Origin of the sequence: Pseudomonas migulae (assembly GCF_043225285.1) — a bacterium.
In the GTDB taxonomy this organism is placed as follows: Bacteria; Pseudomonadota; Gammaproteobacteria; order Pseudomonadales; family Pseudomonadaceae; genus Aquipseudomonas; species Aquipseudomonas migulae_C.
In genome coordinates this window covers 683,025-698,155 of record NZ_CP171224.1, presented here as the reverse complement: position 1 = coordinate 698,155, position 15,131 = coordinate 683,025, and the positions used below count along the sequence as shown (strand labels likewise).

The following is a 15,131-nucleotide window of genomic DNA, read 5'->3' as shown; positions in this document are numbered from 1 at the left end:
GATCGGTTCTCCCGCTAGACTGCGGGGCATGAGCAAACCCAACGACGACACACTGATTGCCTTGCCCTTCGGGGCATTGCACAAATGGCATGGCGACCTGCGTGAAGCGTTCGCCCACATCGACGAGCCCGACGCCCTGGGTTACCTGGCGTCGGCGTTCGCGCACCTGGTGTCGATCGAATCGGTGATGATCAGCCTGGAACACAAGGACCGTGCGCCGCAGTTGCTCTATCAGCGCGGCATTCCGGATGAGTACCGGGTCGCGCTGCTCGAACGTTATTTTTCCGGGGGCTACCTGCTCGACCCGTTTTGCCTGGCGGTGGAGCAGGGGTTGGCGGAAGGCTTTTATCACCTGGAGGAAATCGCCCCGGACCACTTCTTCGACAGTGAGTACTACAAGACTTACTACCTGAAGGCGGGCAGTTCGGAGGACAGTTTCTACATCGTCGATACGGGGCATGACACGCAGATTTCAGTCAGCCTGTTCCAGGGGTTTGGTGGGGAAAGTCTGCGGGTGGAGCAGTTGCACCTGTTGCGGGCGGTCGAGCCGTTGGTGCGGGAGTTCATCGCGGAATTCGGCCGGCGCGGCTTGCAGCAGCGCGAGGTGATTCATGGCGATACCGAAGTGGGCGGGGGGGGCGATCTCAAGCAGCGTGTGCAGTCGGCGTTCGAAAACTTCGGCAGCGACCTGCTCACCGAACGCGAGCGGGAAGTGGCGCACATGGTGTTGCGCGGGCATTCGGTGAAATCTACCGCCAGCCAGCTGAGCATCTCGCCGGAAACGGTGCGCATGCATCGCAAGAACCTGTACCTGAAGCTGAACGTCTGTTCGCAATCGGAGCTGTTTGCGCTGTTTATCGAGTGGTTGCGCAAACACTGATCCAGCGGCCCTGAGTCGCAGAGATCCCATGTGGGAGCGAGCCTGCTCGCGAAAGCGGTAGATCAGTCAACTTCTGTGTTGAATGACACACCGCCTTCGCGAGCAGGCTCGCTCCCACAGTGGGTTTTGGTTGACCGCGAGATTCGTGGTCAACCGGGAGGCGTGGTTAGTCCTCGCGTTTGACCACCAGGGTCAGGATGTCGTAACTGGCGACCAGTTCGCCCAGCTGGTTGGTGACTTCCACGTCCCACGCCACCACCCCTTGCGGGATGCCTTGCGGGCTCTTTTTACCCTGGTCGATTTTGCGCTTGCAGGTCAGGCGCGCATGGATCGTGTCGCCGATGCCCACCGGGTTGATGAAGCGCAGCGTGTCCAGGCCGTAGTTGGCCAGGACCGGGCCCGGTGCCGGCGAAACGAACAGCCCGGCCGCCGCCGACAGCACGAAGTAACCGTGGGCAATGCGTTTGCCGAATTGCGATTCCTTGGCGGCGATGTCGTCGAAGTGCATGTAGAAGTGATCGCCGGACAGGCAGCCGAAGTTCACCAGATCGGCCTCGGTCACGGTGCGACGGTGGGTCAGCAGCGACTCGCCGATCTGCAGGTCCTGGAAGAACCGGCGGAACGGATGCACTTCGGTCTCGATGACCTTGGCGCCGCGCACGTATTCACCGGTGACCGCCGCGAGCATGGTCGGCGAACCTTGCACCGCCGCCCGTTGCAGGTAGTGTTTCACCGCGCGCAAACCGCCGAGTTCTTCACCGCCGCCGGCACGACCCGGGCCGCCGTGTTTGAGTTGTGGCAGCGGCGAACCGTGGCCGGTGGATTCGGCGGCGGACTCGCGATCCAGCACCAGCAAGCGACCGTGCCAGGCCGCCGCGACCGGAATGGCTTTGGCGGCGATCTGCGGATCCTTGGTGATCAGGCTCGCCACCAGGCTGCCTTTGCCGCGCGCGGCCAGTGCCAGCGCTTCGTCGAGATCGTCGTACGCCATCAGCGTGCTGACCGGGCCGAACGCTTCAATGTCGTGAGCGCCACCTTCGGCATGCGGATCGCGGGCCTGCAACAAGGTCGGCGCGAAAAACGCACCCTGGCTGACGTTTTCACCGCGCGGTTCAAAACCGTCGCGGGCGCCGAACAGCAGGTCGCTGCTTTGCAGCAGGCTTTCCAGGCGTTCCGCGACGTCTTTCTGCTGATCGTGGGACGCCAATGCACCCATGCGCACGCCTTCCACCGACGGATCGCCGACCACGACTTTCTTTAGGCGATCACGCAGGCGGGTGGCGACCGCATCAATATGCTTGGCCGGCACGATGGCGCGGCGGATGGCGGTGCATTTCTGCCCGGCCTTGGTGGTCATTTCCCGGGCCACTTCCTTGATGAACAGTTCGAACTCTTCATCGTCCGGGGCCACGTCCGGGGCGAGGATCGCGCAGTTCAGGGAGTCGGCCTCGGCATTGAACGGCACCGAATTGCGGATCAGGTTCGGGTTGACCCGCAGCTTGGCCGCGGTGTCGGCGGAACCGGTGAAGGTCACCACGTCCTGGCCTTGCAGGCGATCCAGCAAGTCACCGGTGCTGCCGATGATCAATTGCAGGCTGCCCGGCGGCAACAGGCCGGATTCGTCCATCAGCCGGACCACGGCTTCGGTCAGGTAGCTGGTGGCGCTCGCCGGTTTGACGATGCACGGCATGCCGGCCAGGAAGCTCGGCGCGAACTTTTCCAGCATGCCCCAGATCGGGAAGTTGAACGCGTTGATGTGCACGGCCAGGCCGCCACGCGGCACCAGAATGTGCGTGCCGGCGAAGGTGCCCAGCTTGCTCAGCTGCATCGCCGGGCCTTCGTGGACGATGTTGCCCGACGGCAGTTCCCGCGAGCCGAGGCTGGCGTAGGTGAACAGCGTGCTGTTGCCGCCCTCGATGTCGATCCAGCTGTCGGCGCGGGTGGCGCCGCTGTGGTGGGAAATCGCGTAGAGCTGTTCCTTGCGTTCGCTCAGGTACAAGGCCAGAGCCTTGAGACGCTGGGCCCGTTGCTGGAAGTCCAGCGCCATCAGGCCGCTGATGCCCTGGCGACGACCGTGCTCGACGGCTTCGGCGAAGTCCGGGCGTTCCTCGTGGGTGCGTGCGATCTCGTGGCCGTCGATGGCGCTGCGCAGCACCTGGGCACCGTGTTGGCCGATCCAGCGACCGGCGATGAAACTTTGCAGGGTAGGGGCGGAAAAGGACATCTGGATTGCTCCGGTTTATCAATCAGTGGATTAGTGTTTGCTGGCGCCCGAAGCGCCAATGCCGGTCATCGAACGGATGAACTGCGCCAGGTAACGGCCGCGTTCAAGGGCCGCGCGTGGCGAGGTGTCGGTGACCGAAAACAGCCAGGCGCTGAAGAACGCCAGGCTCATGGAAAACAGGGCCGGGTTGGAGTAAGGGAACAGCGCCTTGTCGTGATGCAGCACGTTGACCCACACCGCCGGGCTCAGCACCAGCAGGACAATCGCCGAGACCAGGCCCGCCAGGCTGCCGGTGACCGCGCCGCGTGTGGTCAGGCCTTTCCAGTACATCGAAAGGAACAGCACCGGGAAATTCACCGATGCCGCGATGGCCAGCACCAGGCCGGAAAGGAACGCGATGTTCTGCGATTCGAACAACAGGCCGAGGATGATCGCCAGCACGCCGATGCACAGGGTCGCGATGCGCGAGACGCGGATTTCCTGCTGCTCGGTGGCCTGGCCCTTGCGCATCACGCAGGCATACAAGTCGTGGGACACCGCTGAGGCGCCGGACAACGCCAGCCCGGCGACCACCGCCAGAATGGTGGCGAACGCCACAGCCGAAATAAAGCCGAGGAACAGGTTGCCACCCACGGCTTGCGCCAGGTGCACGGCGATCATGTTGCCGCCGCCGATGATCGCGCCGCTGGCGTCGCGGAACGATGGGTCGGTGCCGACCATGACGATCGCGCCGAAGCCGACAATAATCAGCAGCAGGTAGAAGTAACCGATGAACCCGGTGGCGTAGAACACGCTTTTACGTGCTTCCTTGGCATCGCTGACGGTGAAGAAACGCATCAGGATATGCGGCAGGCCGGCGGTGCCGAACATCATGCCCAGCCCCAGGGAAATCGCATCGATCGGGTTCGACAGCAAGCCACCGGGGGCCATGATGGCGGTGCCTTTTGCGTGTACGGCGGTGGCGCCGGCGAACATCGCCTCGGTGCTGAAACCGAAATGCTTGAGCACCATGAACGCCATGAAGGTGGTGCCGAACAGCAGCATCACCGCTTTGATGATCTGCACCCAGGTGGTGGCGAGCATGCCGCCGAAGGTCACGTAGAACACCATCAACACGCCGACCAGCATCACCGCGTAGAGGTAGTCGATGCCGAACAGCAACTCGATCAGTTTGCCGGCGCCGACCATCTGTGCGACGAGGTACATCAGCGCCACGGTCAACGTGCCGAACGCGGAAGTCAGGCGCACCGGAGTTTGTTCGAGGCGGTAGGAAACCACGTCGGCGAAGGTGTATTTACCGAGGTTGCGCAGGCGCTCGGCGATCAGGAACAGAATGATCGGCCAGCCGGCCAGCACACCCAAGGCGTAGAGCAAACCGTCGTAGCCATTGAGGAACATCATTGCCGAGATGCCGAGGAAGGACGCCGCCGAGATCATGTCACCGGCAATTGCCAGACCGTTCTGGAAGCCGGTCATGCCACCGCCAGCGGTGTAGAAATCGCTGGCGGAGCGGGTGCGCAATGCGGCCCAGCGGGTGACGCCGAGGGTGAACAGCACGAACACCAGGAACATGCCGATGGCGTTCCAGTTCAGTGGGCGGGATGCGCCGTCGGCCGCGACGGCGAGGTCGGTGACCACCGCCAGCGGCAGGAGGAATAACGCCAGGAACCGGCTCATCGAGCGCACTCCTGTTTGAGTTTTTCGTTCAGTGGATCGATCACGTTGTTGGCGCGATAGACGTAGAAACCGGTCAGGGCGAACGCCAGTAACACGATCGCCACGCCGACCAGCATGCCCACCGAGGTCACGCCGCCGCTCAGGGACTGGCCGAGGGTGGCGGGGGAGAACGCCACCAGCAACACGAAACCGAAGTAGATCACCAGCATCACCAGCGACAGCGGCCAGTACAGATTCTGCTTGCGGCGAACCAGCTGGATGAAGTCGGGGTGCTGGCGGATGAGTTCGATGTCTTCTGGTGTCATGGAAGCGCTCTCCTTTGTTGTTTTTGTTGTGGTGTGAAGCAATCAGTTCGAGTCGATCAACGGGCATCTGTGGGAGCGAGCCTGCTCGCGATGAGGCCATTACCTTCAACATTGTTGGTGGCTGATCTATCGCTATCGCGAGCAGGCTCGCTCCCACAGGTTTTTTGCGGACCGGATATCAGAGCTGGTCGAAGTCCAGCACCACCTTGTCGCTGATCGGGAAGGCCTGGCACGACAGCACATACCCGGCCGCCACTTCGTAGTCTTCCAGGGCGTGGTTGCTGTCCATTTCCACTTCGCCTTCGATGACTTTGCATTTGCAGGTCGAGCACACGCCGGCCTTGCACGAGTAAGGCAGTTCGGCGCCCTGGGCGTTGCCGGCGTCGAGGATGCTCTGGCTGTTGCGCGGCAGGTCGAACGCCAGGGCGCGGCCGTCGCTGATGACGGTGATCTGACTGACCGCCGCATCCACCTGGCGCGCGGCCTCGCGGGCTTCGCGTTTCTGCTGGCTGCCGGCGGCGGCGAACAGTTCGAAGTGAATGCGCTCCGGCGCCATGCCCTTGGCCTTGAGGCTGTCGCGCACGGTTTCGGTCATGTCCTGCGGGCCGCAGATGAATGCGGCATCGAGAGCCTTGACGTCGAGCCAGCGGCTGAACAGCTGCTCGCATTTCTCGGCGTTGATGCGGCCGTTGTACAGGTCGACATCCTGCTGCTCGCGGCTGAAAACGAAGATCAGGTTCAGGCGTTGCAGGTAGCGGTTCTTCAGGTCTTCGAGCTGTTCACGAAACAGTGCGCCGGAGCTGGAACGGTTGCCGTACAGCAGGGTGACGCGGCTGTGGGGCTCGGTTTCCAGGGTGGTCTTGATGATCGACAGGATCGGCGTAATGCCGCTGCCGGCGGCGACGGCCAGGTAATGGCCGTGGCGAGCCGGGTCGAGCTCGACGCAGAAATGCCCGGCGGGCGGCATCACTTCCAGGCTGTGTCCGGCCTTCAGCTGTTCGTTGGCGAATGCGGAAAAGCGCCCGCCGGCCACGCGCTTGATGGCGACACGCAGCTCACCGTCGTTGACCCCGGTGCAGATCGAGTAGGAACGGCGCACTTCTTCGCCGTCCAGCTGCGTGCGCATCACCAGGTGCTGGCCCTGGGTGAAGTGGAAACTGTCTTGCAGGTCCTGCGGAATCTCGAAGGCGATGGACACCGCGTCACGGGTCTCGGCGCGGACGTCCTTGATGGTCAGGCTGTGAAATTTACTCATTGTTGTTCTCCAGCTGGACGGCCGACGCCGCTCAGATGCACTTGAAATAGTCGAACGGTTCCCGGCAATCGACGCAGCGGTACAGCGCCTTGCACGCGGTGGAGCCGAACTCGCTGAGCACTTCGGTGTGGGCGCTGCCGCATTGCGGGCAGCGGATCACCGGGCTTTCGCCGAGCAGGCTGCGCTTGCTGGTGCTGCCGTCCGGCGGAGCGATGCCGTAGGCGCGCAGGCGTTCGCGACCGCTGTCGGTGATCCAGTCGGTGGTCCACGCCGGGGTCAATTTGCGTTCCAGTTGCGGCGCCCGGAAGCCGGCGAGTTCCAGCGCATCACGGATGTCGCTTTCGATCACTTCGGTGGCAGGGCAGCCGGAGTAGGTCGGCGTCACCACTACGTGCAAGTGGCCGGCTTGCCAGTCGAGGTCGCGGACGATGCCGAGGTCGACCACGCTGACCACCGGCACTTCCGGGTCCATGACCTGCGCCAGGGTCGCCCACGCGGCGGCCAGGTCGGTCGGTTGAGCCGGCCGGGCGCCGAGGTCGCTGGCGATCAGCTCACCAGGTTGCATCGGGGTACGCTCGTGGCAGGAACTGCATCTCGGCCAGCAGAATGCCCAGGTGTTCGGTGTGCAGGCCCTTGCGCGCATTCAGGTAGAAATAGCTCGGCGCGGGCGGCACGGGCAGGGTGGCGCTGGCGAAAATCTCGTTGACCTTGGCTTGCCACGCGGCGGCGACGGTGGCGATGTCCGGGGTGATGCCGGCTTCGCACAGGCGCTGTTCGCTGTCATCGGCGGCGATCAGTTCCACGGTAAAGCGCCAGACCTCGGGGATTGCCGCGAGCATGCGCTGGTGGCTTTCCTCGGTGCCGTCGCCCAGACGCTCGACCCACTCGCCGGAGCGGCGCAGGTGATAGGTGACTTCCTTTACGGCCTTGGCGGCGATCCCGGCGATGCGCTCATCGCTGGACTGGCACAGACCTTTCAGCACTTCGAGGTGCCAGGCGTCATAGAGGAACTGCTTGAGGATGGTCACCGCGTAATCGCCGTTGGGTTGTTCCACCAGCAGCAGGTTGCGGTAGGCACGCTCATCGCGGCGGAACGCCAGGTGATCGGCGTCGCGACCGTCGTCCAGCAGTTCAGCGGCGTATTCCAGCCAGTTGCGCGCCTGGCCGACGAGGTCGAGGCCGACGTTCATCAGCGCCAGCTCTTCTTCCAGCGCCGGGGCCTTGCCGCACCATTGGCACAGGCGCTGGCCCTGGATCAGGGCGCTGTCGCCGAGGCGCAGCAGGTATTCGATCAGATCGGTCTTGTTATTCATGGTCGACCTCACATGTGCCCGACTTCGGCCGGCAGCTCGTAGAAGCTGGCATGGCGATAGACCTTGTCGTCCGACGGATCGAACAGCGGGTCTTTTTCATCCGGCGACGAGGCGGTGATCAACGCCGACGGCACGACCCACAGGCTCACGCCTTCGCTGCGACGGGTGTAGAGCTCGCGTGCGTTCTCGATGGCCATGGTGGTGTCGGCGGCATGCACGCTGCCGACATGCTTGTGGTTGAGGCCGTGCTTGCTGCGCACGAAGACTTCGAAGAGGGTCCATTCAGACATTTCAGTGACTCCACATCAGGCCGATCAGGCGGCGTTCTTGTTCTGTTTTTTACGAGCGTGGGCGACCGCGGCTTCGCGGACCCAGGCACCGTCTTCAATGGCTTTGCGGCGGGTGGCGACGCGTTCCTGGTTGCACGGGCCGTTGCCCTTGAGCACTTCGTAGAACTCGCTCCACTGGATTTCGGCGAAATCGTAGTGGCCGCGTTCGGCGTTCCACTTCAGGTCCGGATCGGGGCAGGTGCAGCCGAGCAATTCGAGCTGCGGGATGGTCTGGTCGATGAAGCGCTGGCGCAGTTCGTCATTGCTCTGGCGCTTGATCTTCCAGGCCATGGACTGGGCGCTGTTCGGCGAGTGTTCATCGCTCGGGCCGAACATCATCAGCGACGGCCACCACAGGCGGTTGATCGCGTCCTGGACCATGTCTTTTTGCGCCTGGTTGCCGTGGCGCATCATGGTCAAAAGGATTTCGTAGCCCTGGCGCTGGTGGAAACTTTCTTCCTTGCAGATGCGCACCATGGCCCGGGAGTAGGGGCCGTACGAGGTGCGTTGCAACACCACCTGATTGACGATCGCGGCGCCGTCCACCAGCCAGCCCACGGCGCCCATGTCGGCCCAGTTCAAGGTTGGGTAGTTGAAGATGCTCGAGTACTTGGCCTTGCCGCTGTGCAGCTTGGCGATTTCTTCGTCGCGGTCGGCGCCGAGGGTTTCCATGGCGCTGTAGAGGTACAGGCCGTGGCCGGCTTCGTCCTGAATCTTGGCCATCAATTGCAGCTTGCGCTTGAGCGATGGCGCGCGGGTGACCCAGTTGCCTTCAGGCAGCATGCCGACGATTTCCGAGTGGGCGTGCTGCGAGATCTGCCGGATCAGGGTCTGGCGATAGGCATCGGGCATCCAGTTTTTCGCTTCGATCTTGATTTCTGAATCGATTTTTTCCTGGAAGGCGCGTTCCTGTTCGGACATTTCCGACAGGTCTTTTATGCGCTTTACGCCTGTTTCTACGAGCTGTGCGTACATTGGGGGTCTCCCGCCTTGAATCTGATCGAGGGCATGGAGAACTTTATAAGCGATACAGAAATTAATATCAAACAGAAAATATCGTGTCGTATGGTTTTTTGTATCGCTTTGGAGGTGTGGGTGTATATCCGTTTCTTCTGCCATGGCTGCTGGCGGTTCCGCCCTTACGGCGGGTTACTTGGAAAAGCGCCAAGTAACCAAGCGCTTTTGCCCCTTTCGTTCGGTGCCTCGCCATGGCTCGGCATACCCTCGTTCCGGTCCTGCTCCGTGGGCCCGCCGCGATCGGCCATCCATGGCCGTGCGCGGCTAACCCGGCATCCATGCCGGGTTGCCCACTGCGCAGAACCTCCACTCGGCCTCTCGAGGGGGCGACCACCGCCACAGCCGTCGAGGCGGCCTTAAAGCCGACCTGGCTCTCTGGTGTCTGCGTTCCCTCATTCCGGATATGTACACCGCCCCCCGTGTAGGAGCTGGCTTGCTGACGATTTACGTTAACGATGACGCGGGCTGTCTGGATAAACGCGGTGCCCGGGCGTTTTTCGCGAGCAGGGCTCGCTCCTACAGAAAATCGGGTTCGTACGGTCAAAACTGTAGGAGCCGGCTTGCTGGCGATGGACGTCAACGATGACGCGGGATGCCTGAATCAACGCGGTGTCTGGGCGCTTTTCGCGAGCAGGGCTCGCTCCTACAGGGGATCGGGTTCGTACGGTCAAAACTGTAGGAGCCAGCTTGCTGGCGATGGACGTCAACGATGGCGCAGGGCGGTCTGGATGAGCGCGGTGTCCGGGCGTTTTTCGCCAGCAAGCCGGCTCCTACAGGGATTGGGTTCACACGGTCAAAACTGTAGGAGCCAGCTTGCTGGCGATGGACGTCAACGATGGCGCGGGCTGTCTGGATGAGCGCGGTGTCCGGGCGTTTTTCGCCAGCAAGCCGGCTCCTACAAGGGATCGGGTTCACACGGTCAAAACTGTAGGAGCCAGCTTGCTGGCGATGGACGTCAACGATGACGCGGGCTGTCTGGATGAGCGCGGTGTCTGAGCGTTTTTCGCCAGCAAGCTGGCTCCTACAGGGATCGCGTGCGCTTTTGCCTTTCACCACTCATCAGGCCGAGCGTTAGCTCGCCTTGGCTTTTGATCTTGCGGTGCACGCCCCCTCGAGAGGCCGAGTGGAGGTTCTGCGCAGTGGGCAACCCGGCATGGATGCCGGGTTAGCCGCCCCCGGCCATGGATGGCCGATGGCGGCGGGCCCACGGAGCAGGACCGGAACGAGGGCATGCCGAGCCTGGGCGAGGCACCGAACGAAAGGGGCAAGAGCCCTTGGTTACTTGGGGCTTTTCCAAGTGAGTCGCCGTAAGGGCGAAACCAATAGCTACCGTTACCGCAGGAATGGATATGTACACCCGAACGAAAATGGTCGGATGTCAGGCCGCTATCGCCAGCAAGCCGGCTCCTACAAGGACCGTGTACATCCGCGAAAATCAGGTTGCCTGTAAGGCCTTCGCGAGCAGGCTCGCTCCCACAGGGGTTGTGCGCATGCACGCAAAAAAAAGCCCCGCAACGAGCGGGGCTGAAAGGGTGCAGCAGTCATGCTTTCGGACGTTTATCCACCACGTGGCAGGCCTTGCCCTCGGAGCGTTTGATCGAGTGGAAAGGCTGCAAAACGATCCGCGAACTGATCCCGATATACGTCTTGATGTGCTTGCTCAGCTCGCCGCAGACAGCCTTCTGCTGTTCATCGCTCAAATGCTGGTGTTCAGCCTTCAGCTCGACATGCACATCAACACTGTCCAGGTTGCCGTTGCGATACAGATGGATCTCATAACACTCTGAAAGCTGTTTTATTTTCAGCACCTGCTCCTCGATCTGCGTCGGAAACACGTTAACCCCGCGAATGATCAGCATGTCATCGCTGCGTCCGGTGATCTTGTCGATGCGTCGCATCGGCCGCGCAGTGCCCGGCAGCAGGCGCGTCAGGTCGCGGGTGCGGTAGCGGATCATCGGCAAGGCTTCCTTGCTCAGCGAGGTGAACACCAGTTCGCCCATCTGGCCGTCCGGCAGCACTTCGCCGGTAACCGGGTCGATGATTTCCGGGTAGAAGTGGTCTTCCCAGATCGTCGGCCCGTCCTTGGTTTCCGCGCATTCCATGGCGACGCCCGGCCCCATGATTTCCGAGAGGCCGTAGATGTCCAGCGCGGTGATGCCCAGGCGGTTCTCGATGGCGCTGCGCAGTTCGCCGGTCCACGGCTCTGCACCGAAGATGCCCAGGCGCAGGGCCAGTTTGTGCGGGTCGATGCCCTGGCGCTCGATTTCATCGGCGATGTTGAGCATGTACGACGGCGTGACCATGATGATGTCCGGCTGGAAATCCTTGATCAGCTGCACTTGCTTTTCAGTCTGCCCGCCGGACATCGGGATCACCGTGCAACCCAGGCGTTCGGCGCCGTAATGCGCGCCGAGGCCGCCGGTGAACAGGCCGTAGCCATAGGAGATGTGCACTTTGTCGCCACGTCGGCCACCGGCGGCGCGGATCGAACGCGCGACCACGTTGGCCCAGGTGTCGATGTCGTTCTGGGTGTAGCCGACGACGGTCGGTTTGCCGGTGGTGCCGCTGGACGCGTGCAGGCGCACCACGTCATGCATCGGCACGGCAAACATGCCGTAGGGGTAGTTGTCGCGCAGGTCGGTCTTGGTGGTGAAGGGAAACTTCGCCAGGTCTTCCAGGGATTTGATGTCATCCGGGTGCACGCCCAGCGCATCGAAACGCTGACGGTACAGCGGCACGTTGTTGTAGGCGTGGTTCAGGCTCCAGCGCAGGCGATCGAGCTGGTGCTGACGGAGTTCGTCGATGCTGGCGGTTTCCAGCGGGTCCAGCTCGGGGGCAAGCACGGCTTTGGCAATTGGCATGTTCATAACTTCACTCGAATTATTTTTGTGTTTCAGCCCGGCCGCAGCCGGGCTTTGAGTGCATGCCCCAAGGATACCTCTCGGCTCCCCGGGAATCGCGATTCTTTAGTCGGACAAACGCTCGATGATCAGCGCGATGCCCTGGCCGACGCCGATGCACATGGTGCACAAGGCGTAGCGGCCCTTCTGCTCCTCAAGCTCATGCAGGGCGGTGGTCACCAGTCGCGCGCCGCTCATGCCCAACGGGTGGCCGAGGGCAATCGCGCCGCCATTCGGGTTGACCCGCGGGTCGGTGTCGCTCAGGCCGAGTTCACGCAGCACCGCCAGGCCTTGCGCGGCGAAGGCTTCGTTGAGTTCGATCACGTCCATGTCGGCGAGGCTCAGGTTGGCCAGTTCCAGCACCTTGCGCGTGGCCGGCACCGGGCCGATGCCCATGATGCGCGGCTCGACGCCGGCGGTGGCCATGGCCACGACCCGGCCGCGAGCCTTCAGGCCATGACGCTTGGCGACGTCCGGGCTGGCCAGCAGCAGCGCACAGGCGCCGTCATTCACCCCGGAAGCGTTGCCGGCGGTGACGCTGCCACCGTCGCGAAACGGCGTGCCAAGTTTGGCCAACTGCTCAAGGGTGGTGTCGCCGCGCGGGTGTTCGTCGTGCTCGACGACTTTGGCCGGGCCTTTGCGCTGGGGGATTTCCACCGCGACGATTTCCTTGGCCAGACGCCCGCTGGCCTGGGCCGCGCTGGCACGCTGCTGGCTGCGCAGGGCGAAGGCGTCCTGGTCGGCGCGGGAGATGTTGAACTGCTCGGCGACGTTCTCGGCAGTCTCCGGCATGGAGTCGATGCCGTAGGTTTTTTTCATCAGCGGATTGACGAAGCGCCAGCCGATGGTGGTGTCGTAGAGCTGCGCATCCCGGGAAAAGGCCTGCTCGGCCTTGCCCATCACCAGCGGTGCGCGGGACATCGATTCGACGCCGCCGACCAGCATCAGCCCGGCCTCGCCGCAACGGATCGCCCGCGCCGCCGTGCCGATCGCATCCAGCCCGGAACCGCACAGACGGTTGAGCGTGGTGCCCGGTACGCTGACCGGCAACCCGGCCAACAGTGCCGACATGCGCGCGACGTTGCGGTTGTCTTCGCCGGCCTGGTTGGCGCAGCCGTAGATCACATCGTCCACGGCGTTCCAGTTGACTTGCGGGTGGCGGCGCAGCAGTTCGCGCAGCGGCACCGCGCCGAGGTCGTCGGCGCGCACGCTGCTCAAGGCACCGGCGTAGCGGCCGATCGGGGTCCGCACGGCGTCGATGATCAAGGCGTCATTCATTCGGGTTCTCCTGCGCGAGCACAGCGCCGCGCACTTTGTAGGATTTGCCATGGAACAGCGCGATCAGCTGGCCCAGTTGGTTTTCAATGCGCACGTCGTAGTTGCCGGTGCGCCCGGAACGGCTCTGCTCGATGCAGTCGGCATTCAGGGTGTCGCCCAGGCGTGCCGGGGCGATGTAGTCGATGCTGCAACCGATGGCCACCGTGGCCTCGTTGTAGCTGTTGCAGGCAAAGGCAAACGCCGAGTCGGCGAGGGCGAACAGGTAGCCGCCGTGGCAGGTGCCGTGGCCCTGGATCATGTCGGCGCGTACGCTCATGCCGACACGGGCGCGACCCGGTGCCACGGAGAGCAGGCGCATGCCCATCGCCTGGGTGGCGGTGTCACGCTTGAACATCGCTTGCGCGCAGTCGCTGGCCAGGTTCATCGCTTCATGGTTAGTCATGGAAGTTCCTCCCTTCGGCAACGCGGCGGCGCAACAGCAGCGACGGGCGGTAGCGTTGTTCGCCATAGCTCGCTTGCAGGTTTTCCAGCACCTTGAGGATGTGCAAAAGCCCGACGGCATCGGCCCAGGCCAGCGGACCCTGTGGATAATTGACCCCGGCGCGCATGGCCAGGTCGATGTCGGCGGCGGACGCTACGCCTTGCAACACGGCGTCGGCCGCTTCGTTGGCGAGCATCGCCACGGTGCGCAGGACGGCGAGGGCCGGGCTGTCGCTGAGTTGGCTGACGGTGAAGCCGGCTCGTTGCAGCAGGGCAACGCCTTGTTCGAGTGCGGCCGGGGTAATGTCTGCCGAGCAACTGATGGCGATGCGGCTGGCCTTGCCATAGTCGAAAGCCAGGTCCAGCAAAATCAGGTTGCGCAGGCCATCTTCCCTGGCGCGCTGGCAGGCCATGCGCCCGTCGCTCAGCGCCAGCACGGCATCACCGGCTTTCAGCAGGCCCTGGCCGTCGCGCTGAATCACATCGATCCGGTTTTCGCGCAGGCGCGCAATCAACCCATTGGCGATGCCCAGATCACCTTCCACGACGCAGGTCTCAACCGGGTGCTCACTGCTGACAGAGGCTGGCTGCGGCCGCGAGGCATTATCGGCGTAGTGATAAAAACCCTGGCCGGTTTTACGTCCGAAGCGGCCGGCTTCCACTAATTCCTTCTGGATCAGCGACGGCAGAAAACGCGTGTCGCCGTAATAGGCGTCGAACACCGAACAGGTCACCGCATAGTTGACGTCGTGGCCGATCAGGTCGGTCAGTTCGAAGGCGCCCATGGCAAAGCCGCCGGCCTCGCGCATCAAGGCATCCAGCGTCGCGCAATCGGCGGCGTCTTCCTGCAGCAGGCGCAGGCTTTCGGCGTAGAACGGACGGGCGACGCGGTTGACGATGAACCCCGGCGTCGAGCGGGTGTGCACCGGTTTCTTGCCCCAGGCTTTGGCGGTGTCGTACAGGCACTCGGCCAACGCTGGATCGCTGGCCAGGCCCGAGACGATTTCCACCAGCGCCATGACCGGCGCCGGGTTGAAGAAGTGCAGGCCGAGCAGGCGTTGCGGATGGTCCAGTTGTGCGGCGATGCTGGTGATCGACAGCGACGAGGTGTTGCTGGCCAGGATGCAGCGCTCGCCGCAGATGCCTTCCAGCTGGCGGAAGAGCGCGCGTTTGACCTCAAGGTTCTCAACGATGGCTTCGATGATCAGGTCGCAATCGGCCAGCGCTTCAATGGTTTGCGCCGCTTGCAGACGCTGGATCGTTGCGGTGCGGGCTTCAGCCGACAGCTTGCCCTTTTCGACACGTTTGCCCAGTTGCCGGTCAATGCCGTCGATGGCTTGCGCGGCGGCGCCCGGACGGTTGTCGAGCAACAGCACCGGATGGCCGGCCTGCGCCGCGACCTGGGCAATGCCGGCGCCCATGGCCCCGGCGCCGATCACCGCGATGCGGGCGTTGATGTTCAGTGCGGTCATG

General features: G+C 63.2%; 14 protein-coding genes. 2 read left to right on the top strand and 12 right to left on the bottom strand.

Going from position 1 to position 15,131, the window contains the following annotated elements; all coding sequences use genetic code 11:
• Nucleotides 1-28 precede the first annotated feature (28 nt).
• Nucleotides 29-880 (top strand): helix-turn-helix transcriptional regulator, encoded by an 852-nt coding sequence (locus ACF6ZU_RS03360; RefSeq protein WP_392890512.1) that lies wholly within the window; start codon nucleotides 29-31, stop codon nucleotides 878-880.
• A 166-nt stretch (nucleotides 881-1,046) separates the two neighbouring features.
• On the opposite strand, the gene paaZ is transcribed toward ACF6ZU_RS03360, so the two are convergent.
• From paaZ to paaA, 8 genes are all read right to left on the bottom strand, one after another.
• Nucleotides 1,047-3,104, bottom strand: coding sequence for a phenylacetic acid degradation bifunctional protein PaaZ (gene paaZ / locus ACF6ZU_RS03355; protein WP_392890511.1), 2,058 nt, complete (start codon nucleotides 3,102-3,104; stop codon nucleotides 1,047-1,049).
• Between the two features lie 30 nt (nucleotides 3,105-3,134).
• The gene (locus tag ACF6ZU_RS03350) at nucleotides 3,135-4,781 is read right to left on the bottom strand and encodes a cation acetate symporter (protein ID WP_392890510.1); all 1,647 of its coding nucleotides are present in this window, start codon (nucleotides 4,779-4,781) and stop codon (nucleotides 3,135-3,137) included.
• Nucleotides 4,778-5,086: a DUF485 domain-containing protein gene (locus tag ACF6ZU_RS03345; RefSeq protein ID WP_392890509.1), complete on the bottom strand. Its 309-nt coding sequence runs from the start codon at nucleotides 5,084-5,086 to the stop codon at nucleotides 4,778-4,780. Before ACF6ZU_RS03345 ends, ACF6ZU_RS03350 begins: the two co-directional genes overlap by 4 nt.
• A 178-nt stretch (nucleotides 5,087-5,264) precedes the next feature.
• Nucleotides 5,265-6,341 (bottom strand): 1,2-phenylacetyl-CoA epoxidase subunit PaaE, encoded by a 1,077-nt coding sequence (paaE, locus tag ACF6ZU_RS03340; RefSeq protein ID WP_392890508.1) that lies wholly within the window; start codon nucleotides 6,339-6,341, stop codon nucleotides 5,265-5,267.
• Between the two features lie 31 nt (nucleotides 6,342-6,372).
• A complete protein-coding gene (paaD, locus tag ACF6ZU_RS03335) occupies nucleotides 6,373-6,906 on the bottom strand; it encodes a 1,2-phenylacetyl-CoA epoxidase subunit PaaD (RefSeq protein WP_392890507.1) in 534 nt (177 codons plus the stop codon).
• Nucleotides 6,893-7,654, bottom strand: coding sequence for a 1,2-phenylacetyl-CoA epoxidase subunit PaaC (gene paaC, locus ACF6ZU_RS03330; protein ID WP_392890506.1), 762 nt, complete (start codon nucleotides 7,652-7,654; stop codon nucleotides 6,893-6,895). Before paaC ends, paaD begins: the two co-directional genes overlap by 14 nt.
• Nucleotides 7,655-7,662: 8 nt before the next feature.
• Complete coding sequence (gene paaB, locus ACF6ZU_RS03325) at nucleotides 7,663-7,944, bottom strand: 1,2-phenylacetyl-CoA epoxidase subunit PaaB (RefSeq protein ID WP_007943393.1); 282 nt, start codon at nucleotides 7,942-7,944, stop codon at nucleotides 7,663-7,665.
• A 24-nt stretch (nucleotides 7,945-7,968) separates the two neighbouring features.
• Entirely contained in the window at nucleotides 7,969-8,958 is a 990-nt protein-coding gene (paaA, locus tag ACF6ZU_RS03320) for a 1,2-phenylacetyl-CoA epoxidase subunit PaaA (protein WP_392890505.1), read from the bottom strand.
• Nucleotides 8,959-9,822: 864 nt separating this feature from the next.
• Between paaA and ACF6ZU_RS03315 the strand changes: the two genes are divergently transcribed.
• On the top strand, nucleotides 9,823-9,996 hold the full coding sequence (locus ACF6ZU_RS03315) for a hypothetical protein (RefSeq protein ID WP_392890504.1): 174 nt from the start codon (nucleotides 9,823-9,825) through the stop codon (nucleotides 9,994-9,996).
• A 545-nt stretch (nucleotides 9,997-10,541) separates the two neighbouring features.
• On the opposite strand, the gene paaK is transcribed toward ACF6ZU_RS03315, so the two are convergent.
• From paaK to paaH, 4 genes are all read right to left on the bottom strand, one after another.
• Nucleotides 10,542-11,867 (bottom strand): phenylacetate--CoA ligase PaaK, encoded by a 1,326-nt coding sequence (gene paaK, locus ACF6ZU_RS03310; protein WP_392890503.1) that lies wholly within the window; start codon nucleotides 11,865-11,867, stop codon nucleotides 10,542-10,544.
• Between the two features lie 99 nt (nucleotides 11,868-11,966).
• Nucleotides 11,967-13,178: a 3-oxoadipyl-CoA thiolase gene (pcaF, locus tag ACF6ZU_RS03305; RefSeq protein WP_392890502.1), complete on the bottom strand. Its 1,212-nt coding sequence runs from the start codon at nucleotides 13,176-13,178 to the stop codon at nucleotides 11,967-11,969.
• Complete coding sequence (gene paaI / locus ACF6ZU_RS03300; RefSeq protein WP_392890501.1) at nucleotides 13,171-13,620, bottom strand: hydroxyphenylacetyl-CoA thioesterase PaaI; 450 nt, start codon at nucleotides 13,618-13,620, stop codon at nucleotides 13,171-13,173. The genes pcaF and paaI overlap by 8 nt, the downstream gene beginning before the upstream one ends.
• Entirely contained in the window at nucleotides 13,613-15,130 is a 1,518-nt protein-coding gene (gene paaH / locus ACF6ZU_RS03295; RefSeq protein WP_392890500.1) for a 3-hydroxyacyl-CoA dehydrogenase PaaH, read from the bottom strand. The genes paaI and paaH overlap by 8 nt, the downstream gene beginning before the upstream one ends.
• Between the last annotated feature and the right edge of the window lies 1 nt (nucleotide 15,131).

Coding starts and splice junctions, on each gene's coding strand:
- ACF6ZU_RS03350 (WP_392890510.1), bottom strand. CDS start 4,781: ATGAGCCGGTTCCTGGCGTTATTCCTCCTGCCGCTGGCGGTGGTCACC.
- paaZ (WP_392890511.1), bottom strand. CDS start 3,104: ATGTCCTTTTCCGCCCCTACCCTGCAAAGTTTCATCGCCGGTCGCTGG.
- pcaF (WP_392890502.1), bottom strand. CDS start 13,178: ATGAATGACGCCTTGATCATCGACGCCGTGCGGACCCCGATCGGCCGC.
- paaD (WP_392890507.1), bottom strand. CDS start 6,906: ATGCAACCTGGTGAGCTGATCGCCAGCGACCTCGGCGCCCGGCCGGCT.
- paaI (WP_392890501.1), bottom strand. CDS start 13,620: ATGACTAACCATGAAGCGATGAACCTGGCCAGCGACTGCGCGCAAGCG.
- paaC (WP_392890506.1), bottom strand. CDS start 7,654: ATGAATAACAAGACCGATCTGATCGAATACCTGCTGCGCCTCGGCGAC.
- ACF6ZU_RS03360 (WP_392890512.1), top strand. CDS start 29: ATGAGCAAACCCAACGACGACACACTGATTGCCTTGCCCTTCGGGGCA.
- paaA (WP_392890505.1), bottom strand. CDS start 8,958: ATGTACGCACAGCTCGTAGAAACAGGCGTAAAGCGCATAAAAGACCTG.
- paaH (WP_392890500.1), bottom strand. CDS start 15,130: ATGACCGCACTGAACATCAACGCCCGCATCGCGGTGATCGGCGCCGGG.
- paaK (WP_392890503.1), bottom strand. CDS start 11,867: ATGAACATGCCAATTGCCAAAGCCGTGCTTGCCCCCGAGCTGGACCCG.
- ACF6ZU_RS03315 (WP_392890504.1), top strand. CDS start 9,823: ATGGACGTCAACGATGGCGCGGGCTGTCTGGATGAGCGCGGTGTCCGG.
- paaB (WP_007943393.1), bottom strand. CDS start 7,944: ATGTCTGAATGGACCCTCTTCGAAGTCTTCGTGCGCAGCAAGCACGGC.
- ACF6ZU_RS03345 (WP_392890509.1), bottom strand. CDS start 5,086: ATGACACCAGAAGACATCGAACTCATCCGCCAGCACCCCGACTTCATC.
- paaE (WP_392890508.1), bottom strand. CDS start 6,341: ATGAGTAAATTTCACAGCCTGACCATCAAGGACGTCCGCGCCGAGACC.